This window comes from Pseudomonas sp. 2835, assembly GCF_050435905.1.
Taxonomy (GTDB): domain Bacteria; phylum Pseudomonadota; class Gammaproteobacteria; order Pseudomonadales; family Pseudomonadaceae; genus Aquipseudomonas.
The window spans coordinates 271730-287981 of record NZ_JBNDLE010000008.1 but is presented as its reverse complement, the minus strand read 5'-3'; the positions used below and the strand labels follow the sequence as shown (position 1 = coordinate 287981).

General features: G+C 62.3%; 15 protein-coding genes. 13 read left to right on the top strand and 2 right to left on the bottom strand.

Features of this window, described 5'->3' with window-relative positions; translation table 11 throughout:
• Positions 1-306 precede the first annotated feature (306 nt).
• Positions 307-1527 carry a CaiB/BaiF CoA transferase family protein gene (locus ABIE20_RS14735; protein ID WP_123567086.1) on the bottom strand — a complete coding sequence of 407 codons (1221 nt, stop codon included), beginning with the start codon at positions 1525-1527 and terminating at the stop codon, positions 307-309.
• Positions 1528-1540: 13 nt separating this feature from the next.
• Positions 1541-2722 (bottom strand): acyl-CoA dehydrogenase, encoded by a 1182-nt coding sequence (locus ABIE20_RS14730; RefSeq protein WP_045200593.1) that lies wholly within the window; start codon positions 2720-2722, stop codon positions 1541-1543.
• Positions 2723-2882: 160 nt separating this feature from the next.
• Between ABIE20_RS14730 and ABIE20_RS14725 the strand changes: the two genes are divergently transcribed.
• The 13 genes from ABIE20_RS14725 (at position 2883) to ABIE20_RS14665 (ending at position 16180) form a co-directional block, all read left to right on the top strand.
• On the top strand, positions 2883-3809 hold the full coding sequence (locus ABIE20_RS14725; RefSeq protein ID WP_429505684.1) for a LysR family transcriptional regulator: 927 nt from the start codon (positions 2883-2885) through the stop codon (positions 3807-3809).
• 406 nt (positions 3810-4215) lie between these two features.
• Positions 4216-5337, top strand: coding sequence for a Re/Si-specific NAD(P)(+) transhydrogenase subunit alpha (locus ABIE20_RS14720; protein ID WP_010222584.1), 1122 nt, complete (start codon positions 4216-4218; stop codon positions 5335-5337).
• Between the two features lie 11 nt (positions 5338-5348).
• Positions 5349-5681, top strand: a complete 333-nt coding sequence (locus tag ABIE20_RS14715) for an NAD(P) transhydrogenase subunit alpha (RefSeq protein WP_038997786.1) — start codon at positions 5349-5351, stop codon at positions 5679-5681.
• A gap of 2 nt (positions 5682-5683) precedes the next feature.
• A complete protein-coding gene (locus tag ABIE20_RS14710; protein ID WP_429505683.1) occupies positions 5684-7120 on the top strand; it encodes an NAD(P)(+) transhydrogenase (Re/Si-specific) subunit beta in 1437 nt (478 codons plus the stop codon).
• Between the two features lie 178 nt (positions 7121-7298).
• Positions 7299-8792, top strand: coding sequence for an acetyl-CoA hydrolase/transferase family protein (locus ABIE20_RS14705; RefSeq protein ID WP_429505682.1), 1494 nt, complete (start codon positions 7299-7301; stop codon positions 8790-8792).
• Between the two features lie 318 nt (positions 8793-9110).
• Positions 9111-9326 (top strand): DUF1127 domain-containing protein, encoded by a 216-nt coding sequence (locus ABIE20_RS14700; protein WP_010222590.1) that lies wholly within the window; start codon positions 9111-9113, stop codon positions 9324-9326.
• Positions 9327-9623: 297 nt separating this feature from the next.
• Positions 9624-9941, top strand: a complete 318-nt coding sequence (locus tag ABIE20_RS14695) for a DUF2388 domain-containing protein (protein ID WP_045200598.1) — start codon at positions 9624-9626, stop codon at positions 9939-9941.
• Positions 9942-10062: 121 nt separating this feature from the next.
• On the top strand, positions 10063-10356 hold the full coding sequence (locus ABIE20_RS14690; protein ID WP_429505681.1) for a DUF2388 domain-containing protein: 294 nt from the start codon (positions 10063-10065) through the stop codon (positions 10354-10356).
• Between the two features lie 27 nt (positions 10357-10383).
• Positions 10384-10704 carry a DUF2388 domain-containing protein gene (locus tag ABIE20_RS14685; RefSeq protein WP_429505680.1) on the top strand — a complete coding sequence of 107 codons (321 nt, stop codon included), beginning with the start codon at positions 10384-10386 and terminating at the stop codon, positions 10702-10704.
• Entirely contained in the window at positions 10701-12659 is a 1959-nt protein-coding gene (locus tag ABIE20_RS14680) for a DUF4105 domain-containing protein (protein ID WP_429505679.1), read from the top strand. Before ABIE20_RS14685 ends, ABIE20_RS14680 begins: the two co-directional genes overlap by 4 nt.
• A 186-nt stretch (positions 12660-12845) precedes the next feature.
• Positions 12846-14297, top strand: a complete 1452-nt coding sequence (locus tag ABIE20_RS14675; RefSeq protein WP_429505678.1) for a hypothetical protein — start codon at positions 12846-12848, stop codon at positions 14295-14297.
• The gene (locus ABIE20_RS14670) at positions 14285-15760 is read left to right on the top strand and encodes a hypothetical protein (RefSeq protein ID WP_429505677.1); all 1476 of its coding nucleotides are present in this window, start codon (positions 14285-14287) and stop codon (positions 15758-15760) included. Before ABIE20_RS14675 ends, ABIE20_RS14670 begins: the two co-directional genes overlap by 13 nt.
• Positions 15761-15775: 15 nt before the next feature.
• Complete coding sequence (locus tag ABIE20_RS14665) at positions 15776-16180, top strand: hypothetical protein (protein WP_429505676.1); 405 nt, start codon at positions 15776-15778, stop codon at positions 16178-16180.
• The last annotated feature ends 72 nt before the right edge of the window (positions 16181-16252 follow it).

The following is a 16252-nucleotide window of genomic DNA, read 5'->3' as shown; positions in this document are numbered from 1 at the left end:
GTAGCGGGAGGCGAATTCTACAGCGTTTCAAACCGCTGTCAACTGCCTTTTTCACCGCTGCCGATCTTTCGATCGAAGCCCTTCCGGATAACCCTTGAACCTCTAACTCTTTGAAACTCAAGGAGTTTTCAGTTCCGACTGCGCCGGAAGTGGGGCGAATTATAGACACATCCGCGGGGGCGTCAAGGACTTATTTCAACTTTGTTTCAGAAGGGCCGTTTTGGCTATAAGCCACAAGCTTCAAGCTACAAGTAAAAGCGGCAGCACCGCGCCCAACTTGTAGCTTGCAGCTTATAGCTTGAAGCTTCAGACCACCTTGGTTAGCCGCAGGCGCTCGATCTCCGATGCGGCCAGGCCCAGCACTTCGCCGAGGATCTGCTCGGTATGCTCGCCCAGCAACGGCGGTGCATGGCGATACTCCACTGGCGTCTCGGACAAGCGAATAGGGCTGGCCACCTGCGGCACCTGCCCGGCAAGCGGGTGTGGCATCTCGATCGCCAGGCCCCGGGCCTTGACCTGAGGATCGGCAAACATCTGCGCCAGGTCGTTGATAGGCCCACACGGAACACCGGCCTGCTCCAACTGCGCGACCCATTCAGCGGTGGTCTTGAACACCGTGGCCTGGCGGATCAGTGGAATCAGCTCGGCACGGTTGGCAACCCGCTGCTTATTAGTAGCAAAGCGCGGATCGTCCGCCCATTGCGGCTGGCCGGCAACCTCGGCGAACTTGCGGAACTGGCCGTCGTTGCCCACGGTCAGGATGAAGTCGCCGTCGGCAGTAGGGAAGTCCTGGTAAGGCACGATGTTCGGGTGCGCGTTACCCAGGCGCCGCGGTGGCGTGCCGGTGGTGAGGTAGTTCATGGCCTGGTTGGCCAGGCAGGCAACCTGCACGTCGAGCAGCGCCATATCGATGTGCTGGCCGCCGCCATCGCGGTCACGATGGGCGAGGGCGGCCAGGATCGCCACGGTCGAATACAGCCCGGTGAGGATGTCGGTCAGCGCGACACCGACTTTCACCGGCCCCGCACCGTCTTCACCCTCTGGGCGCCCGGTCAGGCTCATCAGCCCGCCCAGGCCCTGGATCATGAAGTCGTAGCCGGCGCGCTTGGCATAGGGCCCGGTCTGGCCGAAGCCGGTAACCGAGCAATACACCAGGCGCGGGTTGATCGCCTTCAGGCTTTCATAGTCCAGCCCATAGGCAGCCAGGCCACCAACCTTGAAGTTCTCGATCAGCACGTCCGACTTGGCTGCCAGCTCACGCACCAGGCGCTGGCCCTCGGGCTGGGTGAAGTCGATGGTCAGCGAACGCTTGTTGCGGTTGGCCGCTAGGTAGTAGGCAGCCTCGCTGGTGTTCTCGCCGTAAGCGTCCTTAAGGAAGGGCGGGCCCCAGGCGCGCGTATCATCGCCGCTGCCCGGACGCTCGACCTTGATCACTTCGGCGCCCAGGTCAGCAAGTATCTGCCCGGACCAGGGCCCGGCCAGCACTCGCGACAGATCCAGCACCCGCAGATGAGATAGCGCGCCCATGGCTGGCTCCCTATTAATAGAAGGACTGGATGCCGGTCTGCGCGCGACCGAGGATCAGCGCGTGCACGTCATGGGTACCTTCATAGGTGTTGACCACCTCGAGGTTGACCAGGTGACGGGCCACACCGAACTCGTCAGAGATCCCGTTGCCACCGAGCATGTCGCGGGCCATACGGGCGATGTCCAGGGCCTTGCCGCAGGAGTTGCGCTTCATGATCGAGGTGATTTCGACCGCAGCGGTGCCTTCGTCCTTCATCCGGCCCAGGCGCAGGCAGCCTTGCAGGGCCAGGGTGATTTCGGTCTGCATGTCGGCCAGCTTCTTCTGGATCAACTGGTTGGCGGCCAGCGGGCGACCAAACTGCTTGCGATCCAGGGTGTATTGGCGCGCGGTGTGCCAGCAGGCTTCAGCGGCGCCCAGGGCACCCCAGGAGATGCCATAGCGTGCCGAGTTCAGGCAGGTGAACGGACCTTTGAGGCCGCGCACATCGGGGAAGATGTTCTCTTCAGGCACGAACACGTTGTCCATGACGATTTCGCCGGTGATCGAGGCGCGCAGGCCGACCTTGCCGTGTATCGCCGGGGCGCTCAGGCCCTGCCAGCCTTTTTCCAGGACGAAGCCACGGATGTCGCCGGCATCATCTTTGGCCCATACCACGAACACGTCGGCGATCGGGCTGTTGGTGATCCACATCTTGCTGCCGCTCAGGCGATAGCCACCGTCGACCTTCTTGGCGCGGGTGATCATCGAACCCGGATCGGAACCATGGTCTGGCTCGGTCAGGCCGAAGCAGCCGATCCATTCACCGCTGGCGAGCTTGGGCAGGTACTTCTGCTTGGTCGCTTCGGTGCCGAATTCGTTGATCGGCACCATGACCAGCGAGGACTGCACGCTCATCATCGAGCGGTAGCCGGAGTCGATACGTTCCACTTCCCGAGCAATCAGGCCGTAGCACACGTAGTTCAGGCCACTGCCACCGTACTGCTCGGGAATGGTTGCGCCCAGCAGGCCGACTTCGCCCATCTCGCGGAAGATCGCAGGGTCGGTCTGCTCGTGACGGAAGGCTTCCAGCACGCGCGGGGCCAGCTTGTCCTGGGCGAACTGATAAGCGCTGTCACGCACCATGCGCTCTTCTTCAGTGAGCTGTTGGTCGAGCAACAGCGGGTCGATCCAGTTGAAGCTTGCTTTACCGGCCATGAGCGAATCCTCGAGAAATGGGACCAGAGTTGTTGTGCATTGATCCTAGGCCCGTTCACGCGACGAGACAAACGAGGATTGCGCATGCTCTTGTGATATTTTCTCACTTCGTAACGGCCAAAAAGGCCATCTTTACGCCACATTAGTGAGGTTGACGTACATGCGGCGCAAGATCCCCAGTACTGCGGCGCTGGTCTGCTTCGAGGCCGCTGCCCGCCACGAGAGCTTTACCAAGGCTTCCCAGGAGCTGTCCCTGACCCAGGGCGCCGTATGTCGGCAAATCGCCGGGCTTGAGGAGTTCCTTAATGTCGAGTTGTTTCGTCGCTCCCGCCGTGGGGTGAAGCTTACCGAGGCGGGGCTTTCCTACAGCCGCCGGGTTGCCACCCAGCTGGATGCAGTGGAGCGCGATACTTTGTCGGTGATGGGCCAGCAGGGCGCCAACGTCATCGAACTAGCGGTGGTTCCGACCTTCGGCACGCAGTGGCTGTTGCCGCGGCTCAAGGACTTCCAGCAGCGCCACCCGGAGGTCACGGTCAACCTGACCAACCGCACCCGGCCTTTCTTGTTTGCCGATACCAGCTTCGATGCGGCGATTTACTTCGGCGATGCCGACTGGTCGGGCACCGAGTCACATCGACTGATGGGCGAGAACCCGGTGCCGGTGTGCAGCCCGGTATTGCTGGCCGGCAGTCGGCAACTGAGCCCCGAGCAGATCGCCCAGTTGCCACTGCTGCAGCAGACCACTCGGCCCTATGCCTGGCGCCAGTGGTTCAACAGCCTGGAAATGAACGTCGCTCGCGACATGACCGGGCCGCGCTATGAGCTATTCTCGATGTTGGCACAGGCGGCCATGCACGAGATGGGCGTGGCACTGATTCCGCCCTTTCTGATCCAGCGCGAACTGGCAGAGGGGCGCCTGGTGGTGGCCAGCCCGCACGCGCTGTCGAGCATCAAGGCCTATTACCTGATGATTCCCGAGCGCAAAGTGGAATCGGCTTCGCTGCGCGCCTTTCGCGACTGGCTTGTAGGGGAGGCAGACCGCTACGCCGCAGCCCACAAGGATGACAGCTACAACCTGACCCCGTAGTCAATAAAACTGGAACCCTACAGATATAAGGAAATGTCGCATTTAGGCCAACTGTTTCAGGCACCCTCTCAAAAGCCCTTAACCCTGCTGTTTATGCGGCCTTCACAGCATAAATCACGCTTTCAGCCAGGCATTCAGCAAATTCGGCGGAAAATTTTCAAATTTTGCCGTAATCTCCCTGAAGCCCGCGCTTGGCGGGCTCCAGGCCTGTTATTGCGACATTCGGTCACAGGGTGACTTGTAGTTAGATTGCCGTCACCCTTCAAAACTGGTTGAAGCGATTCAGGAATCACCTGCAAAATGCCGCGCCCCGCCTGGATTCGGCGGGATCGTGCTGATCGGCCGCCCCAGCGCACCATCCGCAGTGCGCTGGTTTACCAACAAAAGATCACGCAGGAGAAATGACGTGCACATTGGTGTTCCTCTCGAAACGCAGACGGGCGAAACACGGGTTGCTGCAACCCCGGAAACCATCAAGAAACTGATTGGCCAGGGGCATCAGGTCACCGTCCAGAGCGGCGCCGGCATCAACGCCAGCGTTCCGGACAGTGCCTATGAAGCAGCAGGCGCCACTATTGGCAGCGCTGCCGATGCGTTTGGAGCTCAGCTGGTTCTCAAGGTTGTAGCCCCTGACGATAGCGAACTGGCCCAGATCAAGAGCGGCACCGTCCTGGTGGGTATGCTCAATCCGTTCAACAACGAAACCATCGCCAAGATGGCCGAGCGCGGCATCACCGCCTTTGCCCTTGAAGCAGCGCCGCGTACCTCGCGGGCGCAAAGCCTCGATGTGTTGTCGTCGCAGGCCAACATTGCCGGTTACAAGGCCGTGTTGCTGGCGGCTCACCACTATCCGCGCTTCATGCCGATGCTGATGACCGCTGCCGGTACCGTCAAGGCCGCACGCGTGCTGATCCTCGGGGCCGGTGTCGCGGGGCTGCAGGCCATCGCCACGGCCAAGCGCCTGGGTGCGGTGATCGAAGCCTCGGACGTGCGTCCGGCGGTGAAGGAGCAGATCGAGTCGCTGGGCGCCAAGTTCATCGATGTCCCTTACGAGACCGATGAAGAGCGCGAGTGCGCCGAAGGTGTCGGCGGTTACGCCCGGCCCATGCCGGCCAGCTGGATGCAGCGCCAGGCCCTGGCGGTGCACGAACGCGCCAAGCAGGCCGATATCGTCATTACCACTGCACTGATTCCCGGCCGCAAGGCACCGACCTTGCTCAGCGCCGAGACCGTGGCGCAGATGAAACCCGGCTCGGTGGTCATCGACCTCGCCGCAGCCCAGGGTGGCAACTGCCCGCTGACCGTCGCCGACCAGGTGGTGGTGGAGCAGGGCGTGACCATCGTCGGCCCGACCAATCTGCCAGCCCAGGTCGGCGCGGACGCCTCGGCTTTGTACGCACGCAACCTGCTCGACTTCATGAAGCTGCTGTTCGACAAGGACGGCGCGCTGACGATCAACCTCGAAGACGACATCGTCGCCGCGTGCCTGATGTGCCGCGACGGCCAGGTCATCCGCAAGAACGGATAAGGAGCCAGACAATGGAAGACATGCTGATCTCTCACGGCGTCTATAACCTGATCATCTTCGTGCTGGCGATCTATGTCGGTTACCACGTGGTCTGGAACGTCACCCCGGCACTGCACACGCCGTTGATGGCGGTCACCAACGCCATCTCCGCCATCGTCATCGTCGGCGCCATGCTGGCCGCCGCGTTGACCGTAACGCCACTGGGCAAAACCATGGGCACCCTCGCGGTGGCCCTGGCAGCGGTCAACGTATTCGGTGGTTTCCTCGTCACCCGGCGCATGCTGGAGATGTTCAAGAAGAAAGCCCCAGGCAAGGGCGCAGCGAAGCAAGAGGGGCAGAAGTAAACATGAGCATGAACCTGGTAACACTTCTCTACCTTGTCGCCTCGGTATGCTTCATCCAGGCACTCAAGGGCCTGTCGCACCCGACTACGTCGCGGCGCGGCAACCTGTTCGGCATGCTCGGCATGGCCCTGGCGGTGATCACCACCATCGGCCTCATCTATAAGCTCGGTGCCGAGCTGGCCACCGACGGCATCGGCTACGTGATTGTCGGCCTGCTGGTCGGCGGCACCGCCGGTTCGATCATGGCCAAGCGCGTTGAAATGACCAAGATGCCCGAGCTGGTCGCCTTCATGCACAGCATGATCGGCCTGGCTGCGGTGTTCATCGCCATTGCCGCGGTGGTCGAGCCGCAATCGCTGGGCATCGTTGCCAGCATCAGCGACCCGATCCCTACCGGTAACCGCCTTGAGCTGTTCCTCGGCGCCGCCATTGGTGCGATCACCTTCTCGGGTTCGGTCATTGCCTTCGGCAAGCTCTCGGGTAAGTACAAGTTCCGCCTGTTCCAGGGCGCACCGGTACAGTTCAGCGGCCAGCACAAGCTGAACCTGGTCCTTGGCCTTGCCACCATCGGCCTGGGCCTGGTGTTCACCTTCACCGGCAGCTACAGCGCTTTCGCCCTGATGCTCATCCTGGCGTTCGTCATGGGCGTGCTGATCATCATCCCGATTGGCGGTGCCGACATGCCGGTGGTGGTGTCGATGCTCAACAGCTACTCGGGCTGGGCGGCAGCCGGTATCGGCTTCTCGCTGAACAACTCGATGCTGATCATCGCCGGCTCCTTGGTCGGTTCGTCGGGTGCGATCCTCTCGTACATCATGTGCAAGGCGATGAACCGTTCGTTCTTCAACGTGATCCTCGGCGGTTTCGGTGGCGCGACAGAAGCGGCCGGCCCGGCCGGTGCCAAGGAAGCCCGCCCGGTGAAATCCGGTTCGGCCGACGACGCCACCTTCCTGCTCAGCAACGCCGACACCGTGATCATCGTTCCTGGCTACGGCCTGGCGGTGGCCCGTGCCCAGCACGCGCTGAAAGAGCTGACCGAGAAGCTGACCCACAACGGCGTGACCGTGAAGTACGCGATCCACCCGGTGGCGGGACGCATGCCCGGGCACATGAACGTACTGCTGGCCGAAGCCGAAGTGCCGTACGACCAGGTGTTCGAAATGGACGACATCAACTCCGAGTTCGGTCAGGCCGACGTGGTGCTGGTGCTGGGTGCCAACGACGTGGTTAACCCGGCGGCGAAGAACGATCCGAAGTCGCCGATTGCCGGCATGCCGATCCTCGAAGCCTTCAAGGCCAAGACCATCATCGTCAACAAGCGCTCGATGGCCAGCGGCTACGCCGGCCTGGATAACGAGCTGTTCTATCTGGACAAGACCATGATGGTCTTCGGCGACGCCAAGAAGGTTATCGAAGACATGGTCAAAGCGGTCGAATAAGCCGTTCGAACTGCTGTGACAAATAGCCCCAGCGCGGTACCGGCTGGGGCTTTTTCATGCCCGGCCAGCCGACAGAAGGCTCTAATTCAGGGCTTCGCATTCGACCTTGGTCGCGGGACGAAGCCAGGCGAAAACACTAGACTGCGCATCTAGCTTTAGTAGCCCGAGATAACAATCCATGTACCGTGATCGTATCCGCTTGTCCTCCCTGCACAGCAAGGTAATGAGTGCGGCTGATGCCGCTGGCCTGATCGAGGACGGCATGACCGTCGGCATGAGCGGTTTCACCCGCGCCGGTGAAGCCAAGGCGGTGCCCCATGCACTAGCCGAACGCGCCAAGCAGTCGCCGCTGAAAATCAGCCTGATGACCGGCGCAAGCCTGGGCAACGACCTCGACAAACAACTGACCGAGGCCGGCGTGCTGGCCCGTCGCATGCCGTTCCAGGTCGACAGCACCCTGCGCAAGGCGATCAACGCCGGCGAGGTCATGTTCATTGACCAGCACTTGTCGGAAACCGTCGAGCAGTTGCGCAACCAGCAGCTCAAGCTGCCGGACATCGCGGTCATCGAAGCGGTCGCCATTACCGAGCAGGGCCATATCGTGCCGACTACCTCGGTGGGCAACTCGGCCAGCTTCGCGATTTTCGCCAAACAGGTGATCGTCGAGATCAACCTGGCGCACAACGCCAACCTGGAAGGCCTGCACGACATCTATATCCCGACCTATCGTCCGACCCGTACACCGATCCCGCTGGTGAAAGTCGATGACCGCATCGGCAGCACCGCGATCCCGATCGACCCGGCCAAGATCGTCGGCATCGTCATCACCGAGCAGCCGGACTCGCCGTCCACCGTGCTGCCGCCAGACGACGAAACCCAGGGCATCGCCAACCACCTGATCAACTTCCTCAAGCAGGAAGTCGACGCCGGGCGCATGACCAACAAGCTCGGCCCGCTGCAGGCCGGTATCGGCAGCATCGCCAACGCGGTGATGTGCGGCCTGATCGACTCGCCGTTCGAAGACCTGACCATGTACTCCGAAGTACTTCAGGACTCGACCTTCGACCTGATCGACGCCGGCAAGCTGAGCTTCGCTTCGGGCAGCTCGATCACCTTGTCGACCCGCCGCAACGCCGACGTCTTCGGCAACCTTGAGCGCTACAAGGACAAACTGGTCCTGCGCCCGCAGGAAATCTCCAACCACCCGGAAGTGGTTCGCCGCCTGGGCATCATCGGCATCAACACGGCCCTTGAGTTCGACCTGTACGGCAACGTCAACTCCACCCACGTCTGCGGCACCCGGATGATGAACGGCATCGGTGGCTCGGGCGACTTCGCCCGCAACGCACACCTGGCGATCTTCGTTACCAAGTCGATTGCCAAGGGCGGGGCGATTTCCAGCGTGGTGCCGATGGTCAGCCACGTCGACCACACCGAGCACGACGTCGACATCCTCGTCACCGAGCAGGGCCTGGCTGACCTGCGTGGCCTGGCGCCACGCGAACGTGCCCGGATGATCATCGACAACTGTGTGCACCCGGATTACCGCGAGGCACTGAACGACTACTTCACCCGCGCCTGTGAACGCGGCGGCCATACCCCGCACATCCTGCGCGAAGCCCTCGCCTGGCACGAAAACCTGGAAGAAACCGGGCGCATGCTCGCCAGCTGACCTGCACAGTGACCGGCCGGATGTGCGCAATGCCAACCGGCCGGGCAACTGATTTATTTATTCAGACAAAAACTGTTCTACTGTACCGGTGATTTCACCGCCTTTTTCCGCTTCGTCATCCCTCTCTTGATCAAAAATGCACCATTTCAGTGCCGACCAGTACAGTTGTGTCTATTCCGAGTGCAACAGTCGCTTAAAACAGTTAACTGGCCCATCACAATGTAGGTGAACTGTATCTACTGTTATGGACGACAGAGGAGGATCATTGGCATCAGTTAAATCACTACCTAATGCCGCCACAAGCGGAAGGATGACATCATGGAACGTACCCTCAGTTCCGATCTGGTTTTCGAAAACACCGCTGAACAATCCAAGGCCTCGCTGCCACTGCGCCTGCTGGCCAACCTGATGCTGTGGCAACGCCGCATTGCCAGCCGCCACCAACTGGCTCGCCTGGACTCGCGTCTGCTGGCTGATGCCGGTATCAGCGAAGCACAACGCTACGAAGAGCTGAGCAAGCCTTTCTGGCGTTAATGCAGGGCTCGCCGGCCAAGGCCGGCACCTCGAATTCCCCAAAACCCGTCGCAGGTGACTGCTGACGGGTTTTGTCGTTTAAAGGCCCGGAATAGAGCGGCTGAACAATAGACCAGTACAATTTACAATTTAATTAAATTGACAGGTACAGTTGATAAATCTTGCTACGATCCGGTCCAAGCCGCGGATTGCACTCGCGTGATACCCTTAACGTACCCAGCTTGGTAAAAAGTAGCGCAACAAGCTGAGCGTGCGTCTGACATAAGAACCACCAAAAGCCTATCCAGGAGATCGACCATGTTCCATTCACGCTTGTTTGGCGCCGCGCTGCTGCTGGCCCTGGCTTCCACTGCCAACGCCACCAGCTTCGTTGTTACCACCGATACCGTCGTTCGTGGTGTCGCCGCCTCCACCGATGCCACCTCCGATGTGTCGTCCTCGTTCCGTGACGACAAGATCGTCCAGGCCGCCCGTGACGACGCAGCCAGCTTCGTTGCCAGCCACGGTGACATCCGCGGCGCGAAACTGGAGAGCGCATTCGCTCACATTCGCCAGCAGACCCCAAGCCTGCAGGCTAGCGACGCACAACTGGCACAGGCCATCCTGGCGCTCTGAAGCCGTTCGCTTCCGGCCCAGTGCATGTAACAGCGTGCAACGAAGCCGGGCCCTCTGCGCTGGTCCTCACCGGCGCATTGGGATAGCCTTTGCCGCCTGATTCAGCTGCCGTTCGAGACCCATGCGTTATCTGTCATTGCTGTTGCTCGTGTTCTGCTGGAGCAGCGCCGCCCAGGCGCTGGACCTGACCACCAACAACCTTGTCGTCAGTGGTTACGTCACCAGCAAAGTGACGTCGGTGCCCTTCGATCGCAAATTGCTGCTGGCCGCCCACGACGATGCCGCCGCTTTTGTCGCCAGCGATGGCCGGTGGCGGGGCGCTCGCCTTGAGGCAGCACTGCAGCAGTTGCGCCAGGCCAACCCGGAACTTCATGCCAGCGACCTTGAACTGGCACAGGCAATTCTCGTCCAATGATTACTTCTGTTCTCCCGGAGATGTTCCATGCGTAACCCGCTGATTGCCGCCACCCTTGGCCTTATGCTGCTGGCCGACGTGGCCCAGGCACAAACCCTGGTGGCCACCAGCAACATCATCGTTCGCGCCTTTGGCCGCTCGATCGACTTCACCTCCGACACCACCACTTCGATTCGCGACTCGAAAGTCGTGCGCGAAGCCCGCGACGACGCCGCCAGCTATGTCGCCAGCCGTGGCGAGATCCGTGGCGCGCAACTCGAAGCCGCCTTCGATACCCTGCGCCAGCGTGTTCCAGAGGCGCGCCAGGCCAGCGACCAGGTGCTGGCCGAAGCCATTCTCGCCCTGTGAAGCCAATGCGTGCCTGGCTGCTGGGCTGCCTGCTGATACTGTTCGGCAGCCCGGCACTGGCCGGCCTGCAGCTGGTGCTGCAGGCCGATGGCTTGAACCCGCAGCAACAGCGGGCCAGCCAGGCATTGCTGGACGAAGCCCTGCAGGCACTGCCGCCGAGCTTCAAGAGCCGCCTCGACCGGCGTATCCAGGTCAGCTGGAGCAGCCGCATGCCGGCCGATGCCTATGGCCAGGCGTCGCTGGTTTCCACGCTTGAGCTCAATAGCCGTCTGCTGCCGGGCCTTGCCGATGGCAGCGCCGCTACGCAAAAGACCGACCGCCCCCATGGCACCGTGCGCCAGGAGTTGTTGGCCACCGTCCTGCATGAGCTGACTCACATTTATGATCGTGCCCGCCTGTGGCAGGGCACCGAGCGACAGCTGATCACCCGTTGCACCCGGCAGCAGAACAGCCAGGGCAAAATCGGCCTGCCTGAGCAATGCCGCGGCCAGACCGAACGCCGCTTTACCCTCAGCGACGATCCGCGCCTGCTCGACCTGGCCGGCTGGCCGCAATATGTCGGCCGCCGTGGCGAGCGCGAGCAGCACAACCGCCAGGTGGCCCGCAGCCCTGACAGCTATGAGCTGAGCAGCCCAAAGGAATTCATTGCGGTCAACATGGAGTACTTCCTCCTTGACCCAAGCTTCGCCTGTCGCCGCCCGGCCCTGCAGGCTTACCTGAAAGCGCATTTCGACTGGGCACCCGAACATCCAGCATGCCCGGGCGCCTTGCCGTTCCTCAATGCCGGCAACGACTTTGCCAAATCGCCACTGGGCGAGATCGACCCCGAGCGCGTCTACGCCGTGGATTACCTGCTGGCCGAAGCCAACCAGAACTGGGTCAGCCGCTGGGGCCACAGCATGTTGCGCCTGGTCATCTGCGCCCCCGGGCGTACGCGCGGGCCGGACTGCCGCCTGGATCTGGACCAGCACCTGGTGCTGTCGTACCGGGCGTTCGTCAACGACGTGCAGCTGTCGAGCTGGGACGGTTTGACCGGTGCCTATCCGTCGCGGCTGTTCGTCTTGCCACTGGCGCAGGTGATCGACGAGTACACCAAGACCGAACTGCGCAGCCTGGCCTCGATTCCGCTCAAGCTCAACCGTGACGAGCTGGAAAACCTGGTACGCCAGTCTGCCGAGATGCACTGGAGCTACGACGGCAACTATTACTTCCTGTCCAACAACTGCGCGGTCGAAACCCTCAAGCTGTTGCGTAGCGGCACCGCCAACCCGCGCCTGAACGACCTCGACAGTATCGTCCCCAATGGCTTGCTCGAAGTGCTCGAAGGCCGCGGCCTGGCAGATGTCAGCGTGCTCGATGATCCGCGCGAGGCGCTGCGCCTGGGTTACCGCTTCGACTCCTACCGTGACCGCTACCAAGCCATGTTCCTGGTGCTGAAAAAACAACTGCCGATCAAGCAGGACAGCGTCGAAGCCTGGCTCGAGCAATCTGCCGAACAACGCCAGCAGTGGTTTGCCCGGGCCGACCTGCGCACCAGCGCGGCGTTGCTGCTACTGGAGCAAGCCAGCCTGCGCCGCCAATTGTTGCTGGCCCAGGATGAAGTCAAGCAGCGCTACCTGAGCGGGCGCGAACTGAACGACGCCAGCGTTGGCAAAGCCAACAACACCCTGCAGCAGATTCTCGCCAACAGCGGCTTTCTCAGCCGCCCGGCCGAACTGCTTGGCAGCAGTGGCTACGGTCTGCCCCAGGCCAGCGAGCGCGAGAAGCTGCTGAGCGAAACCCGCCAGCGGCAAAAACAGCTGCAAACTCTCAGTGCCGACCTCGACAAAGAGGTGCGGGCCTTGCTCGGCCCGGACCGCGCCGCGCAAATCAAAGCGGTCGAGGCCAACATCAAGCAGGTCGGCGAACACCTGCGCGCACTGCACAAAGCCGCAGGCGGGCTGCAATTGCCCTGAGCCGGTGGTTGACTTTGTAACTGTCTGTGCCACTATTTCGCCGCTATAAAAATGGCGTTTTGATGCCATTTTGCTAGATGAACGCCTCCTCTCGAGGCTTCTCGCAAAACCTCTTTCTATCGACGTGACGGCCTGACCGTGAAGGGCAGGGCTGCGCACGAACGACCGTTGGCATGGTGGGATTATATGGACGTAGTCGGAGACGACCGCGAGTACGAGTGGTCGCTGGATGGGCAACGCTGGTTGCAGGATGCCCACGGCAGGTTCTCCCTGACCCACGTCGCTGGCAAGGCGCTGGAAGGCGATCAGCCTGACCTGGATTTCCTCGTCGGGGCGCAGCAAGCGCCTGACGGGCAGTCCTGGCTGCCGGCCAGCTTCCGCCATTGCCCGCAGACCGGCGCGCCCCTTGAACCTGTTCGTTACGCTCTCCAGCAGCGCTGGTTGCCACCTTATGGCAACGGTAGCGGCCGGCGGGTGGTGGAGGGCAGTTGCAAGCTCGATGCTGCCGAGCAGACTGTCGCCGCCGTGTACCAGCGCCTTGATCGCGCCAGCCCGCGCAACCTCAATGCCGCGCGCAAGTTCGACCAGCTGCCGCGCAGCAACGGTTTGAATTTCCTCGTCGCCAACCTCGGCGGCCATCGCGAGGCGCTGTTTGCGCTGGCGCGCGATGGCAGCCTGTTCCGCTGGCAGCGCAAGGCCGAAGAATGGGTCGGAGTGCTGCCGCACAGCACCCCGATCGGTCGCTGCAGCCTGCAAAGCTGGGCCTGGGGCGTGAGCCTGCGCGAGCAGGGCAGCCAGCAATGCCTGCTGCTGGCCTGTGATGAAGGCGCCACCGAAGTGCGCGTCGATCCGCTCGCTGGCCGCTACCACCTGGAGCGCTGCCCTGGCCGCGCTATCGCCGCCCCCGGCGAACTTGAAGAGCAGGTGCTGATTCCCCAACAGATGCCCGATGGCAGCTTCTGCGTGGTAGCCCGCCAGAATGATCAGTGGCTCGCACATCCGATTGCCCTGGCCAATCCGCAACACCTGCACAACCTCTCGGCGCCGCTGCGCGACCCGGCCTCGCGGCGCCTGCTGTGGATCGGCGCCCACGGCTACTTGAGCGTCAAGCTCGGTGAAAGCCTCGAAGCCCAGTGGCTAAGCTGGCCGGCCGGCGCCCAGGCGCGCCCCGAATATGGCCCGCCGTTCGTCAATGGCTACGGCATCTGGCAACAGCTGTTCGAAGGCAGCGAGCAGTACTGCCTGCGCCTGGACTCAGACGAGCGCAAGGAAGTCAAAGGCTCGCGCCTGAGCACCGGGCAGCTGAACTACATGTTCAACGTGCGCCTGGACGCCCCGTGGGGCGAGCACGATGTCGATAACAACCCCGCTGACCGCGAGGTGGTGTACCCGTTCATCGAGTTCAGCGACAACCCGCACCTGCTGTCGTGCCGGGTGCGTTGGCCCTCGAGCCTGCAGCAGTTCTTCGGCAACGAGCAGGCCGTCGATACCGAATACTGCCTCGAGCGCATCGGCCAGCCGGCCCTGAGCCTGCTGCTGAAGGTGGCGCAACCGTGGAACGCGCAGTGGTTCTGCTACGACAACGCCCTGTGGCTGTACATCGATTCGACTGGAGCGCTTTACCGATGGAACGCCTGATCCGCCTGCTACGCCACAGCCTGCTGCTCGCCCTGAGCCTGGTCTGCATCAGCGCCCATGCGGCGCCACTGCGCCAGGTGCTGCTGCTACAGAACTCCGGCTGGATGGAGCCGTTCTACCTCGACCCGGCCTCGGGCTTCAAACCGCTGGTCACGCAACTGGCGGCCAGCGCCGCCGGTAGCGGCGAAGTGGTGATCGGTGCCTTCAACCAGGCCGACAGCAGCCACCCCTCGCCACAATGGACCTACCGCGGGCCCGGCACCCACGCCAAGCTCGCCGACAGCGTCAATGCCCTGAGCCTGGCCCGCAAGGCCAGCGGCGCCTATGCCGATACCGATTTCAAGGAAGCCTTGCTGGCGGCGATCAACACCGGCCTGGAAGGGCGCGAAGGCATCATCTGGATCGTCACCAATAACAAGAACAGCCCCAACAACAGCAGCGAAACCCAGCTCAAGAACCGCGAGTTCTACGACCTGCTGCACAAGGAAGCAGTGATCAGCCGCATCGCCGCCTTCCCGCAGAAGATGCCGGTCAAAAGCAGCAATTTCGAGGCTAACGGCCTGATGATCTACGCCCTGGCCTATGGCGCCAACGCCGGTGCCGCGCTCGAGCAGGTACTGGCCCAGCCGGCCCTGGCAACCCTGCTCAAAGACGCCGGGGTGCGCCTCAAGCCACTGACCCAGGCGGCCGTGCGCTTTATTCCGACCGGGGTAAAAGACACCCCGGACGTCAGCGCCGAGCTCGCACCCGACCAGCAAACCGTGGTGCTCAACATCGATGTCGACGGCTCGCCGAAAACCGCGGTGTTGCTGGGCCGCTTCGAGAACCAGTTCAACCCCTACCAGATCCACTCAGCCAAAGTCGCGATGAGCCTCGACATGCCGGGCGAAGCCCTGCAATCGTCGATCTCCCTGGATCGCATCGAGAACCTTGAGCCAGGCGCCCGCTCCGAAGAGCTGTCGATCAGCCTGCAACTGCCACCACTGCCTTCGCAGTGGTCCAGCGAAGTGCTGCTGTCCAGCGGCTACCAGCGTGCCGGCGCCATCGAAGTGCGCCTGAGCGAGCAGCAGTTGCAGATTTCCCAGCAGTTCATCGAGCGCATGAACGAGTTGTTCCCCAACGATGCCTTGCCGGACGTGTTCCTGCCCTCCAGCGAGGCCAGCGCCTCGGCCACCCGCCTGCCGATCGTGTTGCAGATCAGCTACCCGCTGGGCCCGGTGCTGCTGTTGCTGGCCCTGTTCGTTCTCGCCTTGTTCGGCCTGCTGCTGGCCAAGAGCCTGATCGGCGGCAAGAAGCCGGTCACGGTCATGGTCGAAGGCGTGGCCCAGCAGTACCCGCTCAAGCCGTTCAGCAGCGCCAGCGTCTACGACGCCCGGCAGAACAAAGTCGCGACGGTAAAACGCGGCCTGTTCGGCGCCACCCTTGAAAAGCTCGCCGCCGACGTCGCCGTGCGCCTCAAATAACCTTAGGACCCTGTCATGACCCAAACCAGCTCCCTGCCAGCCCCAGTAGAAAACGAAGCCGCTCCGGCCACCAGCACCTCCACCCTGAGCATGCCGACGCCAGTGCTGGACCTGGGCCCGAAAAAAGTCGACAGCCGCGATGCCCTGGTCGGCGTGGCCGTGCTGGTAGTACTGGCGCTGATCTTCTTCGTGATCAAGAACGCCTACGCCAACTGGCGCGTGCGTGAGCGCGTGGCGCCAAGCCGTGCCAACGCGTCGGGCTGGTTTCTGTTCCTCGGCCTGCTGCTGGTTTCGGCCATGGCGGTGCTGGCGGTGATCAACTCCGGGCAGTTCCTGACTCCGCTGTACCTGGCGCCACTGGCTGGCGTAGCCGGCATTTCGCTGGTGGCCTGGCTGATGACCTTCTCGGCCAAACGCTGAGCCAGGCTTGCTGCCCCGCGTCAGGCCAGGCCTGACGCTTCAACCGATGATGGATTTAGTACGCCGAGCTGA

Excerpts from the sequence above, each read along its gene's own strand:
- ABIE20_RS14715 (WP_038997786.1), top strand. The coding sequence starts at position 5,349 with ATGGAAGACATGCTGATCTCTCACGGCGTCTATAACCTGATCATCTTC.
- ABIE20_RS14685 (WP_429505680.1), top strand. The coding sequence starts at position 10,384 with ATGCGTAACCCGCTGATTGCCGCCACCCTTGGCCTTATGCTGCTGGCC.
- ABIE20_RS14695 (WP_045200598.1), top strand. The coding sequence starts at position 9,624 with ATGTTCCATTCACGCTTGTTTGGCGCCGCGCTGCTGCTGGCCCTGGCT.
- ABIE20_RS14705 (WP_429505682.1), top strand. The coding sequence starts at position 7,299 with ATGTACCGTGATCGTATCCGCTTGTCCTCCCTGCACAGCAAGGTAATG.
- ABIE20_RS14670 (WP_429505677.1), top strand. The coding sequence starts at position 14,285 with ATGGAACGCCTGATCCGCCTGCTACGCCACAGCCTGCTGCTCGCCCTG.
- ABIE20_RS14725 (WP_429505684.1), top strand. The coding sequence starts at position 2,883 with ATGCGGCGCAAGATCCCCAGTACTGCGGCGCTGGTCTGCTTCGAGGCC.
- ABIE20_RS14675 (WP_429505678.1), top strand. The coding sequence starts at position 12,846 with ATGGACGTAGTCGGAGACGACCGCGAGTACGAGTGGTCGCTGGATGGG.
- ABIE20_RS14730 (WP_045200593.1), bottom strand. The coding sequence starts at position 2,722 with ATGGCCGGTAAAGCAAGCTTCAACTGGATCGACCCGCTGTTGCTCGAC.
- ABIE20_RS14710 (WP_429505683.1), top strand. The coding sequence starts at position 5,684 with ATGAGCATGAACCTGGTAACACTTCTCTACCTTGTCGCCTCGGTATGC.
- ABIE20_RS14665 (WP_429505676.1), top strand. The coding sequence starts at position 15,776 with ATGACCCAAACCAGCTCCCTGCCAGCCCCAGTAGAAAACGAAGCCGCT.
- ABIE20_RS14690 (WP_429505681.1), top strand. The coding sequence starts at position 10,063 with ATGCGTTATCTGTCATTGCTGTTGCTCGTGTTCTGCTGGAGCAGCGCC.
- ABIE20_RS14700 (WP_010222590.1), top strand. The coding sequence starts at position 9,111 with ATGGAACGTACCCTCAGTTCCGATCTGGTTTTCGAAAACACCGCTGAA.
- ABIE20_RS14735 (WP_123567086.1), bottom strand. The coding sequence starts at position 1,527 with ATGGGCGCGCTATCTCATCTGCGGGTGCTGGATCTGTCGCGAGTGCTG.